Source organism: Thiobacillus denitrificans DSM 12475 (assembly GCF_000376425.1).
GTDB lineage: Bacteria > Pseudomonadota > Gammaproteobacteria > Burkholderiales > Thiobacillaceae > Thiobacillus > Thiobacillus denitrificans.
Genome location: NZ_AQWL01000001.1, coordinates 325,296 through 341,263, shown reverse-complemented (window position 1 = coordinate 341,263; position 15,968 = coordinate 325,296). Strand labels below are relative to the sequence as shown.

15 protein-coding genes and 1 tRNA gene are annotated in these 15,968 nt (G+C 59.3%); 3 read left to right on the top strand and 13 right to left on the bottom strand.

What is annotated here, in order from left to right:
- Positions 1–29: 29 nt before the first annotated feature.
- The 9 genes from B059_RS0101830 to petA form a co-directional block, all read right to left on the bottom strand.
- On the bottom strand, positions 30–1,955 hold the full coding sequence (locus tag B059_RS0101830; RefSeq protein WP_018076532.1) for a UvrD-helicase domain-containing protein: 1,926 nt from the start codon (positions 1,953–1,955) through the stop codon (positions 30–32).
- Positions 1,952–4,273, bottom strand: a complete 2,322-nt coding sequence (locus tag B059_RS0101825; RefSeq protein ID WP_018076531.1) for an AAA family ATPase — start codon at positions 4,271–4,273, stop codon at positions 1,952–1,954. The genes B059_RS0101830 and B059_RS0101825 overlap by 4 nt, the downstream gene beginning before the upstream one ends.
- A gap of 265 nt (positions 4,274–4,538) precedes the next feature.
- Entirely contained in the window at positions 4,539–5,774 is a 1,236-nt protein-coding gene (locus tag B059_RS0101820; RefSeq protein WP_018076530.1) for a tyrosine-type recombinase/integrase, read from the bottom strand.
- Positions 5,775–5,950: 176 nt separating this feature from the next.
- Positions 5,951–6,026, bottom strand: a tRNA-Thr gene (locus tag B059_RS0101815).
- A 42-nt stretch (positions 6,027–6,068) separates the two neighbouring features.
- Positions 6,069–6,482 carry a ClpXP protease specificity-enhancing factor gene (locus B059_RS0101810; protein ID WP_018076529.1) on the bottom strand — a complete coding sequence of 138 codons (414 nt, stop codon included), beginning with the start codon at positions 6,480–6,482 and terminating at the stop codon, positions 6,069–6,071.
- A gap of 13 nt (positions 6,483–6,495) precedes the next feature.
- Positions 6,496–7,095 (bottom strand): glutathione S-transferase N-terminal domain-containing protein, encoded by a 600-nt coding sequence (locus B059_RS0101805; protein WP_018076528.1) that lies wholly within the window; start codon positions 7,093–7,095, stop codon positions 6,496–6,498.
- Between the two features lie 223 nt (positions 7,096–7,318).
- Positions 7,319–8,044 carry a cytochrome c1 gene (locus B059_RS0101800; protein WP_018076527.1) on the bottom strand — a complete coding sequence of 242 codons (726 nt, stop codon included), beginning with the start codon at positions 8,042–8,044 and terminating at the stop codon, positions 7,319–7,321.
- Complete coding sequence (locus B059_RS0101795; RefSeq protein ID WP_018076526.1) at positions 8,045–9,280, bottom strand: cytochrome b; 1,236 nt, start codon at positions 9,278–9,280, stop codon at positions 8,045–8,047.
- 4 nt (positions 9,281–9,284) lie between these two features.
- Positions 9,285–9,893: a ubiquinol-cytochrome c reductase iron-sulfur subunit gene (gene petA, locus B059_RS0101790; protein ID WP_018076525.1), complete on the bottom strand. Its 609-nt coding sequence runs from the start codon at positions 9,891–9,893 to the stop codon at positions 9,285–9,287.
- A gap of 153 nt (positions 9,894–10,046) precedes the next feature.
- Between petA and B059_RS0101785 the strand changes: the two genes are divergently transcribed.
- On the top strand, positions 10,047–11,225 hold the full coding sequence (locus B059_RS0101785) for a S1C family serine protease (protein ID WP_038057999.1): 1,179 nt from the start codon (positions 10,047–10,049) through the stop codon (positions 11,223–11,225).
- A gap of 12 nt (positions 11,226–11,237) precedes the next feature.
- Here the strand turns inward: B059_RS0101785 and B059_RS0101780 are convergent, their stop codons facing one another.
- From B059_RS0101780 to B059_RS0101770, 3 genes are read right to left on the bottom strand one after another with little or no spacing between them, the layout of a single operon-like run.
- Positions 11,238–13,046, bottom strand: a complete 1,809-nt coding sequence (locus tag B059_RS0101780; protein WP_018076523.1) for a thioredoxin domain-containing protein — start codon at positions 13,044–13,046, stop codon at positions 11,238–11,240.
- Complete coding sequence (locus B059_RS0101775) at positions 13,033–13,764, bottom strand: hypothetical protein (RefSeq protein ID WP_018076522.1); 732 nt, start codon at positions 13,762–13,764, stop codon at positions 13,033–13,035. Before B059_RS0101775 ends, B059_RS0101780 begins: the two co-directional genes overlap by 14 nt.
- Complete coding sequence (locus B059_RS0101770) at positions 13,761–14,309, bottom strand: RNA polymerase sigma factor (RefSeq protein WP_245538704.1); 549 nt, start codon at positions 14,307–14,309, stop codon at positions 13,761–13,763. Before B059_RS0101770 ends, B059_RS0101775 begins: the two co-directional genes overlap by 4 nt.
- 145 nt (positions 14,310–14,454) lie before the next feature.
- On the opposite strand from B059_RS0101770, the gene B059_RS0101765 reads away from it, so the two are divergent.
- Positions 14,455–14,910, top strand: a complete 456-nt coding sequence (locus B059_RS0101765; RefSeq protein WP_018076520.1) for a DsrE family protein — start codon at positions 14,455–14,457, stop codon at positions 14,908–14,910.
- A gap of 86 nt (positions 14,911–14,996) precedes the next feature.
- Here the strand turns inward: B059_RS0101765 and orn are convergent, their stop codons facing one another.
- Complete coding sequence (orn, locus tag B059_RS0101760; protein WP_018076519.1) at positions 14,997–15,545, bottom strand: oligoribonuclease; 549 nt, start codon at positions 15,543–15,545, stop codon at positions 14,997–14,999.
- A 113-nt stretch (positions 15,546–15,658) separates the two neighbouring features.
- Here orn and B059_RS0101755 point away from each other — a divergent pair, with 113 nt between their 5' ends.
- Positions 15,659–15,967 carry a c-type cytochrome gene (locus tag B059_RS0101755; protein ID WP_018076518.1) on the top strand — a complete coding sequence of 103 codons (309 nt, stop codon included), beginning with the start codon at positions 15,659–15,661 and terminating at the stop codon, positions 15,965–15,967.
- Position 15,968 lies beyond the last annotated feature (1 nt).

The window sequence follows — 15,968 nt, the reverse complement described above, 5'->3', positions numbered from 1 at the left end:
GGGGAATTCAAAAAACGAACGAAAAGTCTCTAGTTCTTTAGAACTTCAACTTCGTCTGCAGTGAACCACCCCTCACCTACGACCATCTCTCGAATTGCGTCCGGTTGCTCGGAATAAGCCACAATCGCAAGACTTTCCATAGCGCGGCTGCATGTCACATAAAAGAGGCGGCGCGTGCGATCAATCGTGGTCTCGTCCCCTGCCTCTTCGTTCTTAAGGTCTGCGGCACTCTTGGCTTTTGCGCCGAACAATTTTTCATAGCTGAACATGAAACCACGCGCTTCCTCGTCGCTCACCACGACCTTAACCCTGGGGAATTCGAGACCCTTCACGCCTTGGTGGGTACCAAAGGGGGACGTTCCTGCCACATAGTCGGCGTATGCCTTGATCTGATCAAAAGGGGTGGCGAGAAATTTCCGCCATCCCTCCAACTCGATGTCAACCTCACTTAGCTCGTCCTCTTCCTGATCATCGATGGCCTTGTCCTCTGCCAGTTTATCTTTGGTTGCATCCGCATCCTCTTGCGAAACAAAGATCGTGAGTGCGTCAGGAATCACAAATAACTTCGTCGCGGCAAGTGTATCTAGCACCTGCTGAAAGGAGGGATGAGCATCGTTATCCCACAGCTTAGCAACTTCAGCCACGGCCGCCTTTGTCTTTTGAAGCTGGATTAGTTGGTTTGAGCCGGCCGCAAAGAGGGCTTCCGGACGAAGGAGCGGAGAATATTTTCGGGCAATCTCTGCGACACGAAAGGAGTTGTCACTTCTATAGGCCTCAACTACGGGTAAAACTTCTTCAGAGAAAAGGCGAAGGCTGGATAGTGATCCGTCCAGCAGCGATGTCTTGAGCCGTTCAACCGCGTAGAGTGGCGCAAACATCGCATCGAATCCCAAACGGCGTGCAGCCATGTGGTGTTCGAGAATGAGCGTCTTAAATTCACCCTTTGACCATCCGGCGTCTCCAGTCACCTCCGCCATCTTGGTGGCGAACGGCTCTTCTACCTCAGCCACGACCGCCATGTTGCTGGGGAGAATGAAAAGCCGAACAAAACCCTGTGCACTGTCTTTGTGTCCCTGCTGCATTTGTCCATCAGCAGCTGAGCGGACGCGATTAATGAGCTGAATGACGCGCTGAGGGCAGCGATAATTCAACTTCTTAACTGGCGTTGCCCAGTCAGCTGGAATCGCTTTCTCGAGTCCTACCTTTCCATCCGCATAGATGCGCTGCATGGTGTCTCCGAAGAGGCCCAAACAGAAGCGATCCTTTTGAGCTTGCTGGACTGCCAGGAACGCATCCATCAGGTTCTTGTTAGTGTCCTGGCTTTCGTCAATGAAAAGGATTGGATACTTACTCACCAGAGTATTCTGGAGTAGTGGCTTTTCTTTGAGGAAGTCAGCGGCTATACCGATGACTTCACTGTGATTGAGAGAGTCCCGCGTTCGATTATTACCTGTAGGGCTGTAAACAAAGCGTTTGATTGATTCGAGGCGGGCGAGTCGTCTTTGACCGCTTGCGATTGAGCGTTGACGGTCCTCTGCTGTCTTGGTACCCGGCCTGCCCTTTGACGCTGCCGCTTCCAGCTCAACTAGTTTTTGTTTGATGTTCTCTCGAAGCCACTCACGGATATCTCCGTGATAGCCACCGATCAGCGACCACGCCAAGGAATGGATTGTGGAGACTTTAACGAGTGGATCAAAGTCGAGACGCTGCTTAATCTCATCGCAAGCGTTGTTGGTGTAGGTGATGACGGCAACGCCGCGCCCAGCAAGAAGAAGTTGTTTTCGCGAGTCGGTTTGAACTTTTTTTAGAGCATTGACTAGCGATCTAGTCTTTCCAGACCCCGCTCCCGCGTAGAGGAAGAAGCTTCGGGGCTGTGCAAGATCGAGGCATGCGTGTATCTCTTCCTCGACACCCGCGTCTATCGTGTTGTCATCTATTGCGCCTGGATCGCTCATTCAGCCACGACTCCGTCTTCGATACTGGGAAGCACGTCAACCTGCTTTTCCTTAAGACGCTCCTGAAGCCACATTAAACCTTCAGAAATATAACCTGGACACTTAAGTTTGCAGAATTCTTCGCTAAGCAACACGTCCAGAGCAAACTCTGCTTTATTGCCACCCCGCAGAGCTTGAAACAGTGAATCTGCTGTAATGGTGGCATCGTTGTTCGCATTCAGGGCGTTTCTAAATTTCTTGACCAGCCCATTGCCTTCTAGCTTTGAGAATATCTCTGTATTCTCAAAGACAAGTGCATCCTCAAACGTACTAGGGAGCGCTTCATCCTTTCCTTCGCCGTCATTCTTGAGTACAGAGATGGGAAGCTGATAAGCCACGCGGACGGCAAACAACTGATCGCCCTCGAGAGTTTTCTGCTCGGGTATTGCAGCCAGGAGGTCGTCTACCCCCACAAGCATAGGAGCCCAACTCTTCAGGACGTTGTTGTTGGTTCGTTGATCCGCTCCGCGCCTTACAGGCGCCGCTTTGACCTTTTCACCTTCACCTTCAACTTCACCCGCATCCAGATCAGTGACCACCAGAGTGAGGAGGCCTAGCTCGTCGATGAGAGGCTTAAGCCGATGCGCGTGGCTGCCATTGATTTCAAGGAGTGTGATGTAGCACTGAGTTAAAAAATCATAGTGCTCCCGAATGAAGTTGGGGACGAGTATCTTTTCCGCGGGGCCTTCAACGAGGATGGCAGCATCCGCAAAAAAAAGGTCGCTATGATGAGCACGTAGATATCTGGTTACGAACCGCTCAGTCTCAGTCCCTTCCCCAAACACGCCAGACAGATTGATGACCGTGGAAATGGGAACCGTTGATCCCATTCCGGCGGGCAAGCGGCGAAAGTACCGTAGGCACGCGAATTTTGCTTCGTGCGCCACATGGCTTGAGTGCGTGCTAACAATGAGCTGCGTCTGTAGGGCGGGATTCTCACCAAGGTGGTCATGGTCCCGGAGAACCTTATATGCTTTGTTGATGAAGACCTGCTGCACTTGGGCGTGAAGATGGGCCTCCGGCTCTTCAACTAGAACCAGGTGAATAGGTTCAAACTTCGACTCGATTCCAATTTTGCTAGCTTTTCCGACACGCATCCACGCGTCGCGGAAACTCATCAGCCGGAAGATCATGGAGATCAAATTCTGATAGCCAAGGCCGTTGTAGCTTTCCGGCAGCCTAAGAATCGGCACTACTGCTCCAACTTTACTGACCATCTGAATCTCGAACGAGACTGCGGCATCGTGATCAAGCCCGTCAACCGTCTTGAGCTTGGAGGTGATTTTTAGCTTGGGGTCCGACACACCCGGATAACCCATGCCCTCCACTTCGGTGAAGGCGTCGGCGAAACTTGCGTGCAGTCGCTTATCAAAGGCTTCTTGGGCCGCCTCGATGGCTTGAAGTGCAGCAAGGTCGGCAACGTCTGGTGTCTGAAACGGGTCAAGGTGTTTCGTGTAGTAAGTGCGCAGCTGATCCGAGAGCTTTTGACTGTCGTGGTTTTTTGTGGATTCTGGGTCAATGTCAGCACCGTCGGTCTCGCCCAAGCCACGCTGAGCATTGATCTCATTCACGCGAATGAGCCCGTGGAGAGGGTCGGTATCGAGCGAGAGTGCATCTTCCGCAAGCACCTGCGGCTTCGCCTGACCATTAACGGGGTCAACCAACTTTTCCGGGTCCAACAAAAATGTCTGCATCTCCAAGTGCTGAGACAACTTGCGGCTAAGAAAATCTGTGAGACTGACTGGCCAGAGCGTGAGCTTCATTTCAGTTTTTTCAGCGCCCTCCTCTCCCTTTGCTTCGGCGTCTTTTGCGGCTTGGTGAAGCTTGTGGACATCCTGAATGGCAGTCCGGAACTCGCGATAGAGCCCTTCAAGGTCTTTGGGTCTCAGACACAACCTCACGCCCAACAATCCACCAGCCCAGTCGAGGCTTGGCAACAACTCGCTGACGTGGTGGATTTCATTGTTCTCAACCTTCAGCCAGATATCTAGCATTGGGAGGAAAGGTGTCCAGAGGTTGGGATCAAGTTCGACGGGGTTGTCTTCTGTTGCTGCTTCCCACGTTTTTCCGATTTCGTCGATGGCGCTCCAGTGCGCAAGGGTGAAATCTTGTGTTCTGAACCCCTTTCCCTTTTTAACAAGAAAACGGCGCAGAGCTTGGATAGCAGATGTCTTTCCACTGTTATTTGCGCCTACAAACAGGGTGGTCTTATCCGTGAGATCGATTCTGACTGAGTAAAGCTTGCGAAAGTTGGCGATTTCGACATGAGCGATGTGCATTAAATTATTTCCTCCGCTGTCGACGTTATCCATCCAAGAAGGTTTGTGCAAGGCTTTGCTTGGTCGATCGCATTTACCTTACTGGTTTGAGGAAAGTGATCGCTCAGGCCGAACAAGAGATAGTCAACAGCCTCAATCCGAGTTTCTGTTTCTGGCCGGATACCGGCTTACAGATTTCGATCTAATCTTGCGTTGCATATCTGCCCCCTAAGGCTGTGGGATTCGAACCCATACAACAAGAAAACGACGGTAACTGGGTGAGGGATCAGGGCTTCTGGCGGCTATGGATTGGCACCACATCCGCACCTGTTTCCAGCGCGTCACAGGTGTCCGCCCAGGCTTGCATCATGCGCCGCCGCTCGGGTAGGTGTTGGCTCCGGGCATAGGCAGCCACAGTGCCGTCGGCTTCCTTGTGGTCTAGCTGGCGCTCCATTGCTTCTACACTCCAGCCCTGCTCACTGAGGATTGAGCGCGCTGAAGCTCTGAACCCATGTACGCACTGCCGGCCCTGATAGCCCAGATTGTTGAGCAGCTTGCCGACTGTGTTCTCGGATATGACTTCGTTCTCGCCATAGCCCTTCGCCTTGGGGAAAAGATAAGGCGTGTGCCCAGTCAAACCATGTAGTTCATCCAACAGTTCCAACGCCTGACGTGACAGCGGGACTGTGTGGGCAGGCAATTGCTTACCCACCTTCATGCGAGTGGCTGGGACTTTCCACTCTTGTGCATCCCGGTCGATTTCCTCCCACCGGGCGAAGCGGAATTCCTGAGCCCTCACCATCGTCAACATGGCGAAATAGGCTGCATGGCGGGTAATGGGGTCGAATCGGGTGGCGGCTCGTAAATCACGCAGGAAAACCCCGAATTCGCGCCGCTCTGTGATAGCGGGGCGGTGCGTGGTGCCGGGCTTGGCAAGTGCCCCAACAAGATGCGCCGCCGGATTGTCTTCGGCCCTTCCCGTTGCGACACCATAGCGGAATATCTGCCCGCACATTTCGCGGATGCGGGTGGCAGTGTAGGCGACGCCCTTGGCTTCCACCTTGCGCAGCATGTCCAGCAATACCGACGCCTTGATGCTGGCGATGGGCAGGTGGCCAATTTCAGGAAAGACATAGGTGCGCAGGTGGACCAGCGCCTTATCCGCTGTCACCTTTGCCCACTTCTTCGATTTCATGGCGTGCCATTCCAGCCCAACAGCCTCAAAGCTGTTGGCCGCCATGCGCGCCTTGTCGGCTTCCACGGCCTTGCGATGCGCTCCGGGGTCGGTACCGTCTGCCAACAGCTTGCGGGCCGCCTCCCGGCGCTCTCGGGCAAGGGCAAGGCCCACATCTGGGTATGCCCCCAGCGCCAGCAGCTTTTCCTTACCCTCGAAACGATATTTGAGCCGCCACAATTTGCCCCCGCTGGGGTTGATCAGCAGATACAGGCCGCCACCGTCTGCCAGCTTATAGGGCTTGTCCGACGGCTTTATGCTGCGGATTTTCGTGTCGCTCAGGGCCATTTTTCCTCCGGTTTGGGGGTATGTGGTTTTTATCCTGGGGGCATACCCCCTTATGTACCCCCAACTGAGGGGGTATCTCTTAGGATCATGCTAAACCTTACCGGACGAACAAGCAAACAAAAAGCCCGGTTTTACGCGGGCTTAAGGGTGTTTCTGGACATTATTGGATGTTGAATTGGTGCCGCTTGTCGGATTCGAACTGACGACCTACCGCTTACAAGGCGGTTGCTCTACCAACTGAGCTAAAGCGGCGACGGGCGACATTATAGCGATGTCGCACGAGAGATAATCCGATTACTTGACGACTTTGAGCGAGGGTTTGCCCTTGGGCGGCGCCGGCGCATCGCCTGGCGGGGACGGGGGCGATGGCGCCTGCCCGGGTGGCGGCGTGGATGCGTCGACCGGCTCGAAATGCAGGCCTTGGCCGTTCTCGCGCGTGAAGATGGCAGCTACCCGATCCACCGGAATGGAAATCTCGTGCGAAACGCCGCCAAAGCGCGCGGAAAACTGGATCCAGTCGTTGTCCAGGGTGAGATTACGGGTGGAGGCCGCACTGATGTTCAGCACAATCTGGCCGTCCTTGACGAAACCGGGCGGCACACGGGTGCGGCTATCCACCGCAACCAGCAGCTGCGGGGTGAAACCCGAATCCGTGCACCATTCATACAGGGCGCGGATCAGATAAGGCTTGGTTGAAATCTCGGCCACCCGTCCTCGTCCCTTACTTGCGCAGCGCCTTTTCGGTGGGCGTCAGCGCGTTGATGAAGGCCGGGCGGCTGAACAGGCGCTCACGGTACTTGAGCACCGGCGCCGCCATTTTCGGCAGTTCGATGCCGTAATGCTCGAGACGCCACAGCAGTGGGGCGATCGCCACGTCCAGCATGGAGAACTCGTCGTTCATCAGATATTTCTGCTTGGTGAGGATGGGCGTGAGTTGCGACAGGCTGTCACGGATTTCCTGGCGCGCCTTGTCCGACGACTTGCCGAGGGTGTGCTCCAGCGTATCGACGTGGGTAAACAGGTCGTGCTCGAAGTTGAACAGCACCAGTCGTGCACGCGCGCGCATGACGGGATCCGGCGGCATCAGCTGCGGATGCGGAAAACGCTCGTCGATGTATTCGTTGATGATGTTGGATTCGGTCAGAATCAGGTCGCGCTCGACCAGCACCGGCATCTTGCCGCTGGGGCTGATGCTGGCGATTTCTTCCGGCTTGTTGTGCATGTCCACATCGATGACTTCAAAGTCCATGTCTTTCTCAAACAGGACGATGCGACAGCGATGGCTGTACGGATCGGTGCTACCGGAATACAAGGTCATCATGGCAGGGGCTCCCTATCGTGTTGCGTATGTTGATGCTTTTTGACTTGAAATCCGGCTGCCTGAGTTTCCAGCCAGTAGCAGGCGGGCTCGAATATTGGTTGCTGGCATGCTGCATGGCTTGCGGGCAGTGCGTCAGCGCCTGTCGTTCAAGCGGGTTGGGGCCGGATCGATAAATGCCAACAGCCGGACACAGTCCGGCTGTTGGCAAATGGTGTGGCCCGACTCAGTGAATATCTTTCCAGAACTCTTTCTTCAGGTAATAGGCCACCACGAAGAAGACCGCCAGAAAAATCAGCACGATGACGCCAAGCTGCTTGCGCTGGACCTGCGCGGGCTCGCCCATCCACACCAGGTAGTTGACCAGGTCGCCGACCTTGGCGTCGTACTCGGCCAGGGTGACGCTGCCGGGCTTGGCCAGTTCGAGGCGATCGATCACTTCATGCTCGCCTTCCTTCCTGTAGTGCGGCACCATTTCGCCCTGCAGATCCCACATTACGTGCGGCATGCCCACCTTGTCGAACACGACGTTGTTCCAGCCGGTGGTCCGGGTGTCGTCACGGTAGAAGCTGCGCAGGTAGGTATAGAGCCAGTCGGCCCCGCGCGAACGCGCGATCACGCTGAGGTCGGGTGGCGTGGCGCCGAACCAGGCCTTGCCGTCGGCCTTGGTCATGCCGACCTTCATGGTCTCGCCCGGCTTTTCGCCGGCAAACAGCAGGTTCTCCTTGATCTGGTCCTCGGTCAGACCCAGATCCTGCAGACGCGAGTAGCGCATGGAACCGGCGCTGTGGCAGTTGAGGCAGTAGTTCACGAACATGCGGGCGCCGCGCTGCAGGGAGTCCTGGTCGGACAGATTGACCGGCGCCTTGTCCAGATGAATGCTGGCGCCCGACGCAAAAGCCACGACGGGGGCTGCCGCCAGCAGGAAAAGAAAGTTCTTCAAGCGTTTCATTTAGCCAGTCACCCTTTCCGGTTCCGGTTTGGTTTTGTCAATCGAGGTGTACCAGGGCATCAGCAGGAAAAACAGGAAGTAGATCACTGAGAAAACCTGGGCAAATATCGTCGCCACCGGGGTGGACGGCAACAGGCCCAGATAGCCCAACCCGATGAAGGACACGAGGAACAAAGCAAGCATGATCTTGTAGATCGGGCCGCGATAGCGGATCGACTTGACCTTGCCGCGGTCGAGCCAAGGCAGGAAGAACAGCACGACGATCGACAGGCCCATCGCCACCACGCCCGGGAACTGTGAGCCGAACAGCGGCGGCACCGCACGCAGGATTGCGTAGAACGGCGTGAAATACCACAGCGGCGCGATGTGCGCAGGCGTCTTCAGCGAGTCGGCGGGGACGAAGTTGTTGGCTTCGAGGAAGTAGCCGCCCATTTCCGGCGCGAAGAACACGATCGCCGAGAACACCATCAGGAAGACAATGACGCCGACGATGTCCTTCACCGTGTAGTACGGATGAAAGGGAATGCCGTCGAGCGGAATGTGCGTCACCGGATCCTTTTTCTTCTTGATCTCGATGCCATCGGGGTTGTTGGAACCGACTTCGTGCAGCGCCACCAGGTGCACTGCAACCAGCGCGATCAGCACCAGCGGCAGGGCGATGACGTGGAAGGCGAAGAAGCGGTTCAGCGTGGCGTCCGAAATCACGTAGTCGCCGCGAATCCAGATCGACAGGTCTTCACCGATGAAGGGCACGGCGGCAAACAGGTTGACGATCACCTGCGCACCCCAGAACGACATCTGGCCCCACGGCAGCAGATAGCCGAGGAAGGCTTCGGCCATCAGCGCCAGGTAGATCAGCACGCCGAAGATCCAGATCAGTTCGCGCGGCTTGCGGTAGGAACCGTACATCAGGCCGCGGAACATGTGCAGATAGACGACGACGAAGAACATCGAGGCGCCGGTCGAGTGCATGTAGCGGATCAGCCAGCCCCAGTCGACGTCGCGCATGATGTACTCGACGGATGCAAAGGCGAGTTCGGCATCCGGCTTGTAGCTCATGGTGAGGAAGATGCCGGTGACGATCTGCAGCACCAGCACCAGCAGTGCCAGCGAACCGAAGAAATACCAGAAGTTGAAGTTCTTGGGCGCGTAGTACTCGGACAGGTGCGCCTTGTAGGTGGCGGTGAGCGGGAATCGATCGTCGATCCAACCCATCATTTTTTGCAGGGCAGACATTTATTTACGCTCCTTTTGCGTCTACACCGATCAGCAACCTGGCATCGCTGAGGTATTGATGAGGCGGAATCACCAGATTGGTCGGGGCCGGCACGCCCTTGTACACACGTGCGGCAAGGTCGAACGTCGAACCGTGGCAGGGGCAGAAGAAACCGCCCGGCCAGTCGCTGCCCATGCCACTGTCGCCACCCAGTTTGAGTTTTTCGCTAGGCGAGCAGCCGAGGTGGGTGCAGATGCCGACCGCCACCAGATATTCCGGCTTGATCGAGCGGGTCGCATTCTTGCAATAGTCGGGCTGCTGCGGCTGCTCGCTCATGGCGTCAGCCAGCTTGTCGTCATGCTTGCCCAACTGGGCGAGCATCTCCTTGGTGCGGTTGACGACCCACACCGGCTTGCCGCGCCATTCGACCGTCAGCAGCATACCCGGCTCGATCTTGCTGATATCCACTTCCACCGGCGCGCCCGCTGCTTTCGCGCGCGCGCTTGGCAGCATACTCATGACCAGCGGCACTGCCACTCCCACAGCAGCGACCCCCCCAACCGCGCTGGTCGCAGCGATCAGGAATTTTCGTTTATTTGCGTCCACTTTTTGCCCTTCGGCTTCCTGGCTCATGTTTACCTAACCTGAACGTGTTGCGATAAAACCGGCATTCTAACCAAATTGCCCCCTCTACCGGAAGCCCAACGTAGCGCCGGCGCAGTAAGTTCCCGCCCTGAGCTATAATTATCGCGCGGCGGCATCACGCTTTCCTTGACCTATATCAACATGCGCAAACTCTGGTTGCTTTTCGCCCAATCCGCTACGGTGGCCTTGGGCGTGTTGTTCATCATCGTGCTGTTCAAGCCCGACCTCCTGCACTGGCAAACCCGGCAGCCAGGCCTCACCATTCAGCAGGCGCAGCATCCGGCGGCCAGTGGTCCCGCCGCAAGCGCTTCCTTCGCCCCCGCCGCAAAAAAGGTCATCCCGACGGTGGTCAACGTTTTTACCCAGCAAAAGGTGCGTAGCCCAGCCCATCCCGCGCTGCAGGACCCGATCTTTCGCTACTTCTTCGGCGACCGGCTGGACTCACGGCTGCGCGAGGTGTCCAACCTCGGTTCGGGTGTGATTGTCAGCCCGAACGGCTATATCCTGACCAACCACCATGTGGTCGAAGCCGCCGATCAAATCCGCGTGGCGCTGGACGACGGCCGGACGCTGCCGGCACGGGTGGTAGGGGCCGACCCCGAAACCGATCTGGCGGTACTGAAGATCGATACCGACAATTTGCCCGCCATCACCTTCGCCCAGGCCGACAGTCTGCAGGTCGGCGACTGGGTGCTGGCGGTGGGCAATCCGTTCGGCGTCGGTCAGACCGTCACCGCGGGAATCGTCAGCGCACTTGGACGTACCCATCTCGGCATCAACACCTTCGAGAATTTCATTCAGACCGATGCCGCCATCAATCCAGGCAACTCGGGCGGTGCGCTGGTCGACGCGACGGGCAATCTGGTGGGGGTCAACAGCGCCATCTATTCACGCACCGGCGGCTCGCAAGGCATCGGCTTTGCCATTCCGGTCAGCATCGCGCGCCAGGTGATGGAACAGATCGTCAAGACCGGCAGCGTGACGCGCGGCTGGATCGGCATCGAAGTGCAGGACCTGACGCCCGAACTGGCGGAATCTTTCAGTCTGAAAAATGCCGATGGCGCATTGATCGCGGGCGTGCTGAAAGGCGGCCCGGCCGACGCCGGCGGCATCCGTCCGGGCGACATCCTGCTGGCGGTCAACGGCAAGGCCGTGACCGACTCGGCCTCGCTGCTGAACCTGATTGCCGCCCTCAAACCCGGCATCGATACCCAGCTCACGGTGGCGCGCAAGCAGCAATCGCTGAACCTGAAAGTCCAGGTCGGGCGGCGCCCCATGCAACGCGCGCTGGAGCAGGCGCAGGAACCCGAACTCAACTAGGGCCTGTCAACCCTAATCTCGCGGCTGCATCGTCTGCGTCAGCACCCGCACGCGGGTGGGATAGGCGTAGGCATCCCGCTCCATCGCCGGCAGCCGCCAACCGGCGGCGGTACGCGCCAACCGCTGCAGCACGGGATCCGGCAAGCGCAGGCTGGCCAGGATCAGCACATCGGACGGCGAATACAGTGCGCCGTCGGCCAGCGCCGGCTCGGCCTGCAAGGTGGCCAGCAAGGGCCGCGCTTCGCGTTGCCAGCCCTTCCCGCTCCAGAACGCCTGCCAGGCGGTATGCGCCAGTTGCCGCGCCCGGGCGCGCGATTGCGCGTTGCCGGTGGCCTCGGCATGATCGAGCAGCCCCTGCACGACATAGGCGTAGTCCTCCAGTTCGGCCTGCGGCAGTACCTGCCCGCGCGCCCTCGCCTTCCTCAGGTACCGGTCCCTGACCAGCTGCGTCAGCAGGAATCGCTGCAGATGGTCGGCGCGTTGACGATAGGCCGGATCGAGTCGAATGGCCTGGCTGAAGGCCGACAGCGCCAGGCCATTCAGGCCGGCATTCAGCTTGTCGTCCTTGGGCAGGCTGCGGGCGCGGCGCAAGGGACGCAGGATGTGCGCGGCATCGGCCAGCAGCCGGCGCTCGTCCGCCGTCGGGGTGCGGTATTCCGCAGGCAGATAGCCGTCGTCGAAACTGCGCGCGGCATCGAGCCGCCACACCCGCTGCGCCGCGGCATAGGCTGCGGGCGGCAGGTGCCGCTTCAATTCATCGGGCTCCCACAGATAGGTGGCGCCTTCCCGCCCGGCGGCATCCACCGCCGAGGTGCTGCTGTACAGGCCGCCGCCCGCATCCAGCAATTCGTCCTGCATGAAATCGAGCGTGCTGCGGGCAATTTCGCGGTAACGCGGCTGGCGCAGCACGGTTGCGGCACGCAAATAGAGCATCGCCAGATGCGCATTGTCATAGAGCATTTTCTCGAAATGCGGCGTGTCCCATCCGGGATCGGTGGTGTAGCGGAAAAATCCGCCGCCGATATGATCGCGCAGTCCGCGCGCCGCCATCTGATCGAAGCTCAGGCGCAGGAATTCGGCCAGCCTGGCGTCCGGCTGCCGTGCCTGGCGCTCCAGCAGGGCATGCAGTTGCGGCGCCATCGGAAATTTGCTGACCTGGCCGAAGCCGCCATGGAGCGTGTCGGCTTCTTGCCAGGCGCCGGCGACGAACTGCTGCCAGGCGCGCGCGCTGCGTGCCGCCGTCAGCGGCGCACCGACGGGCTCCAGCGCAGGCGGCGGTGCCGCCTGCTGCGCCAAACGCCGGATGCCGGCCGAATCCGACGCCCAGCGTGCGGAGAGCTGGGACAGCAGCTTGCTGAAATCCTCCGGCGGCGCATACAGCACGACGAACGCCGGATAGCCCTCGGGGGTGACGAAGGCATTCAGCGGCCAGCCCGCCACACCATTGAGCCGCGAAGAAAACTCCTGCAAAGCCTCGTCCAGCCCGTTGTTGAGCTCGCGGTCGACCTTGACCGGAATGAAATCACGATTGAGCAACGCGGCAATCTGCGGGTTCCGGTAGCTTTCGCGCTGCATGACGTGGCACCAGTGGCAGGCGAAGTAGCCCACCGAAACGAACAGCAGCTTGTTCTCGCGCCGGGCGCGGGCGAGGGTGTCGGCATGCCATTCCTGCCAGGCCACCGGATCGTGGCCATGCAGGGCCAGGTAGGGTGACGGATGGCCGGCCAGCCGATTGACCGGAGCGGCCGCGGCCGACGCCGCAGGCAGCAGCAGAATCAGCAGCAGGACGGCAACGGTCGTCGCACGTTCAAACCCGGACATAGGTCCAGCCTTGCTGGAGCCGGGTGACGATTTCGCCGATGGCCGTCGGCGCCGTCCGGGTGGCGGGCAGCAGCTCCACCCGCTGTCCCTCGTCCGTAATCCGGGCGATGGACTGGCCGCATGCCACCCAGTGCAGGTTGACGTGGCGCTGTTTCATGCGTGCCATGCGCGCGGCGTAGGGACTGTAGCCCGCGCGCATCAGCTGGATGCCGCGGCTATTGGCGATGACTTCAAGCTGCATCGGCCGCCCCTCCCGTTCCGCTTCGTCGAGCAGACGCTCGGCCTGATCCAGTACCGCCTGCATCTTGTCCGGCGCGGCGCTGTCGAGATGCAGCATGACCCGGTTCGGGTCGGCCTCGCGCGCCAAACTGACCGTCCGATAGCCGTCCAGGGCGGCGGCCGGCGCGGCGGCCAGCGCACGCGATTCCACGCCGCGCAAGGCCCAGCCGGCGCTCACACCCGCAAGCAGAATGAGGCTGCCGAAGGTGCAGCGCTGCATGAACCGGCGTCGCGGCACGCGGCGCGATTCCCGGCCAGCTGCCGGCGGTGGCTCGGCATATGCCAGCTTCACCATGCCCTGCAGGCTGCGCAGGGCGCAGACGCGCTGCATCAACCCCGCATCCTCACGCATCCGGGCGATGAGCTTTTCGCTCTCGGCGACGTCGAGTTCGCCATCGATGAATGCATGCAGGATTTCGTCCGAAACGATCGAGCTCATTTCACCCTCCTCAGCTGCGGCGGTGCCGCAGGCTGCTGCATTGCCGTATCCAGCAATTTTTTCAGGCTCGCGCGTGCGCGCGACAGACGGCTCATCACCGTACCGACCGGAATGTCCAGAATTCCGGCCACCTCGGCATAGCCGAATTCTTCCAGATCGACCAGCGTCAGCACCTGGCGCTGCCCCAGTGGCAGACGCGCCACTGCGGCACGTACGCAGGCAATCACCTGCTCGCGGTCGCAGCATGCCTCGGGCGACGCGGCGCCGGATTCGAGTTCGTCCTGCCAGTCCTCGACATCGTCGAAATCGCGCCGGCTGCGCAGGTGATCGAGCCAGCAGTGATTCATGATCGCCACCATCCAGGCCTTCAGCGCCGCCTCGTCGCGTAGCTGAGCACGCCGTACCCAGGCTTTGGACAGCGTTTCCTGCACCAGGTCGTCGGCCAGCGCCGCGTCGTGGCACCAGGCATAGGCGATGCGGTAGAGCACCGGACGCTGCGCCTCGATGCCTGGGCGGAACGGGCCAAACAGAAAACGGCTCATCATGGTCATGTCGATGTGACGCGGAAAAGGGTACGTTTATTCCAGAAAAATCTGCCTGCCGGAATGGAATAAGCGTGTCACTCGCTGCGTCTTCTTCACAGGCTTCGATAAAGCCGGTTTATTCAATATATCAATCAGGAGACTCACCATGACACGCATCTTCGCCCCGCTACTGACCGTTCTGCTGCTGGCAACCGCCCCCATGGCCCACGCCGCCCCGCTGGCCGAGGCTGCGGCCCCTGCCGCGGGTCCGGAAGAAAAGGTGGTCTATCACCTCAACGACAGCGAAAACGCGATGGTCGCCTTGCGCAACGTGCGGAATCACCTCAACGCCAGCAAGGATGCCCATATCGCCGTCGTCGCCCACGGCAAGGGCATCGACTTCCTGCTCGCCGGCGCGCAGGACAAAAACGGCAACCCCTACGAGCCCGCAGTGCAGGAACTGAAGGCCAAAGGCGTCGACTTCCGCGTCTGCAACAACACCCTGAAGAGCCGCAAGCTGGACGCCAGCGCGGTGATCCCCGAAGCCACCGTCGTGGCGTCCGGCGTCGCCGAAATTGGCCGCCTGCAGGCGCGGGAAGGCTACGTCTACCTCAAGCCCTGAAGCCCCCGATCCACTACGCGCAAAGCGCGTGTGGAACCAGCGGCTACGCCATGCCCGATCTGGCAGCGGCCATCCGGCCGCTGTTTTCATGCGCCGCGGATGAAATGCTCGCGGTAATACTTCATTTCGTCGATCGATTCGTAGATGTCCGCCAGCGCTTCGTGCTTGCTCGCCTTCTTGAACCCTTCGCACAAACCCGGGCGCCAGCGTTTGGCGAGTTCCTTCAGCGTGCTGACATCCAGGTTGCGATAATGGAAGAAGGCTTCCAGCTGCGGCATGTAGCGCGCCATGAAGCGGCGGTCCTGGCAGATGGAATTGCCGCACATCGGCGAAGTCCTGGCCGGCACGTGCTGCTTCACGAACGCCAGCATCTGCGCCTCGGCCTCGGCCTCGGAAAGCGCAGAGGCCTTGACGCGATCGATCAGTCCCGACTTGCCGTGCGTGCCCTTGTTCCAGTTGTCCATCGCATTCATCACCGTGTCGGGCTGGTGCACCACCAGCACCGGCCCTTCGGCCACGGTGTTGAGGTCGGCGTCGGTGACGACAATGGCGAGTTCGATGATGCGGTCGGTGTCGGGGGACAGGCCGGTCATTTCCATGTCCAGCCAGAGCAGATGCGTGGGATTCAGTGCCATTTCAGCGTTCCTTCGAAAAACAGGCCGCCATTCTCGCACACGAGGTGAACGGCGCTGGCGCAATTGCCGCCCTGTGGCGATAATGCAAGGAATAATCAATCGGAGTCTCGATCATGAAAACCCTGACCGCCCTGTTCTGCGGCGTGCTGCTGGCGAGCGGCGCGCATGCCGCGCCGTTCGCCAAGGGCGACCCCAAGACCGGCAAGCAGCTGCACGACAAAGCCTGCCTCAGCTGCCACACCAGCATGTTCGGCGGCGACGGCAGCAAGATCTACACGCGCGCCGATCGCAAGGTCAAAACCGCGCAGCAACTGGCCGCCCGCATCTCCGCCTGCAACGCCAATACCGGCACCGGCTGGTTTCCGGAAGACGAGGCGCACGTCGCCGCCTACCTCAACCAGCAGTATTACAAATTCAAGTAAG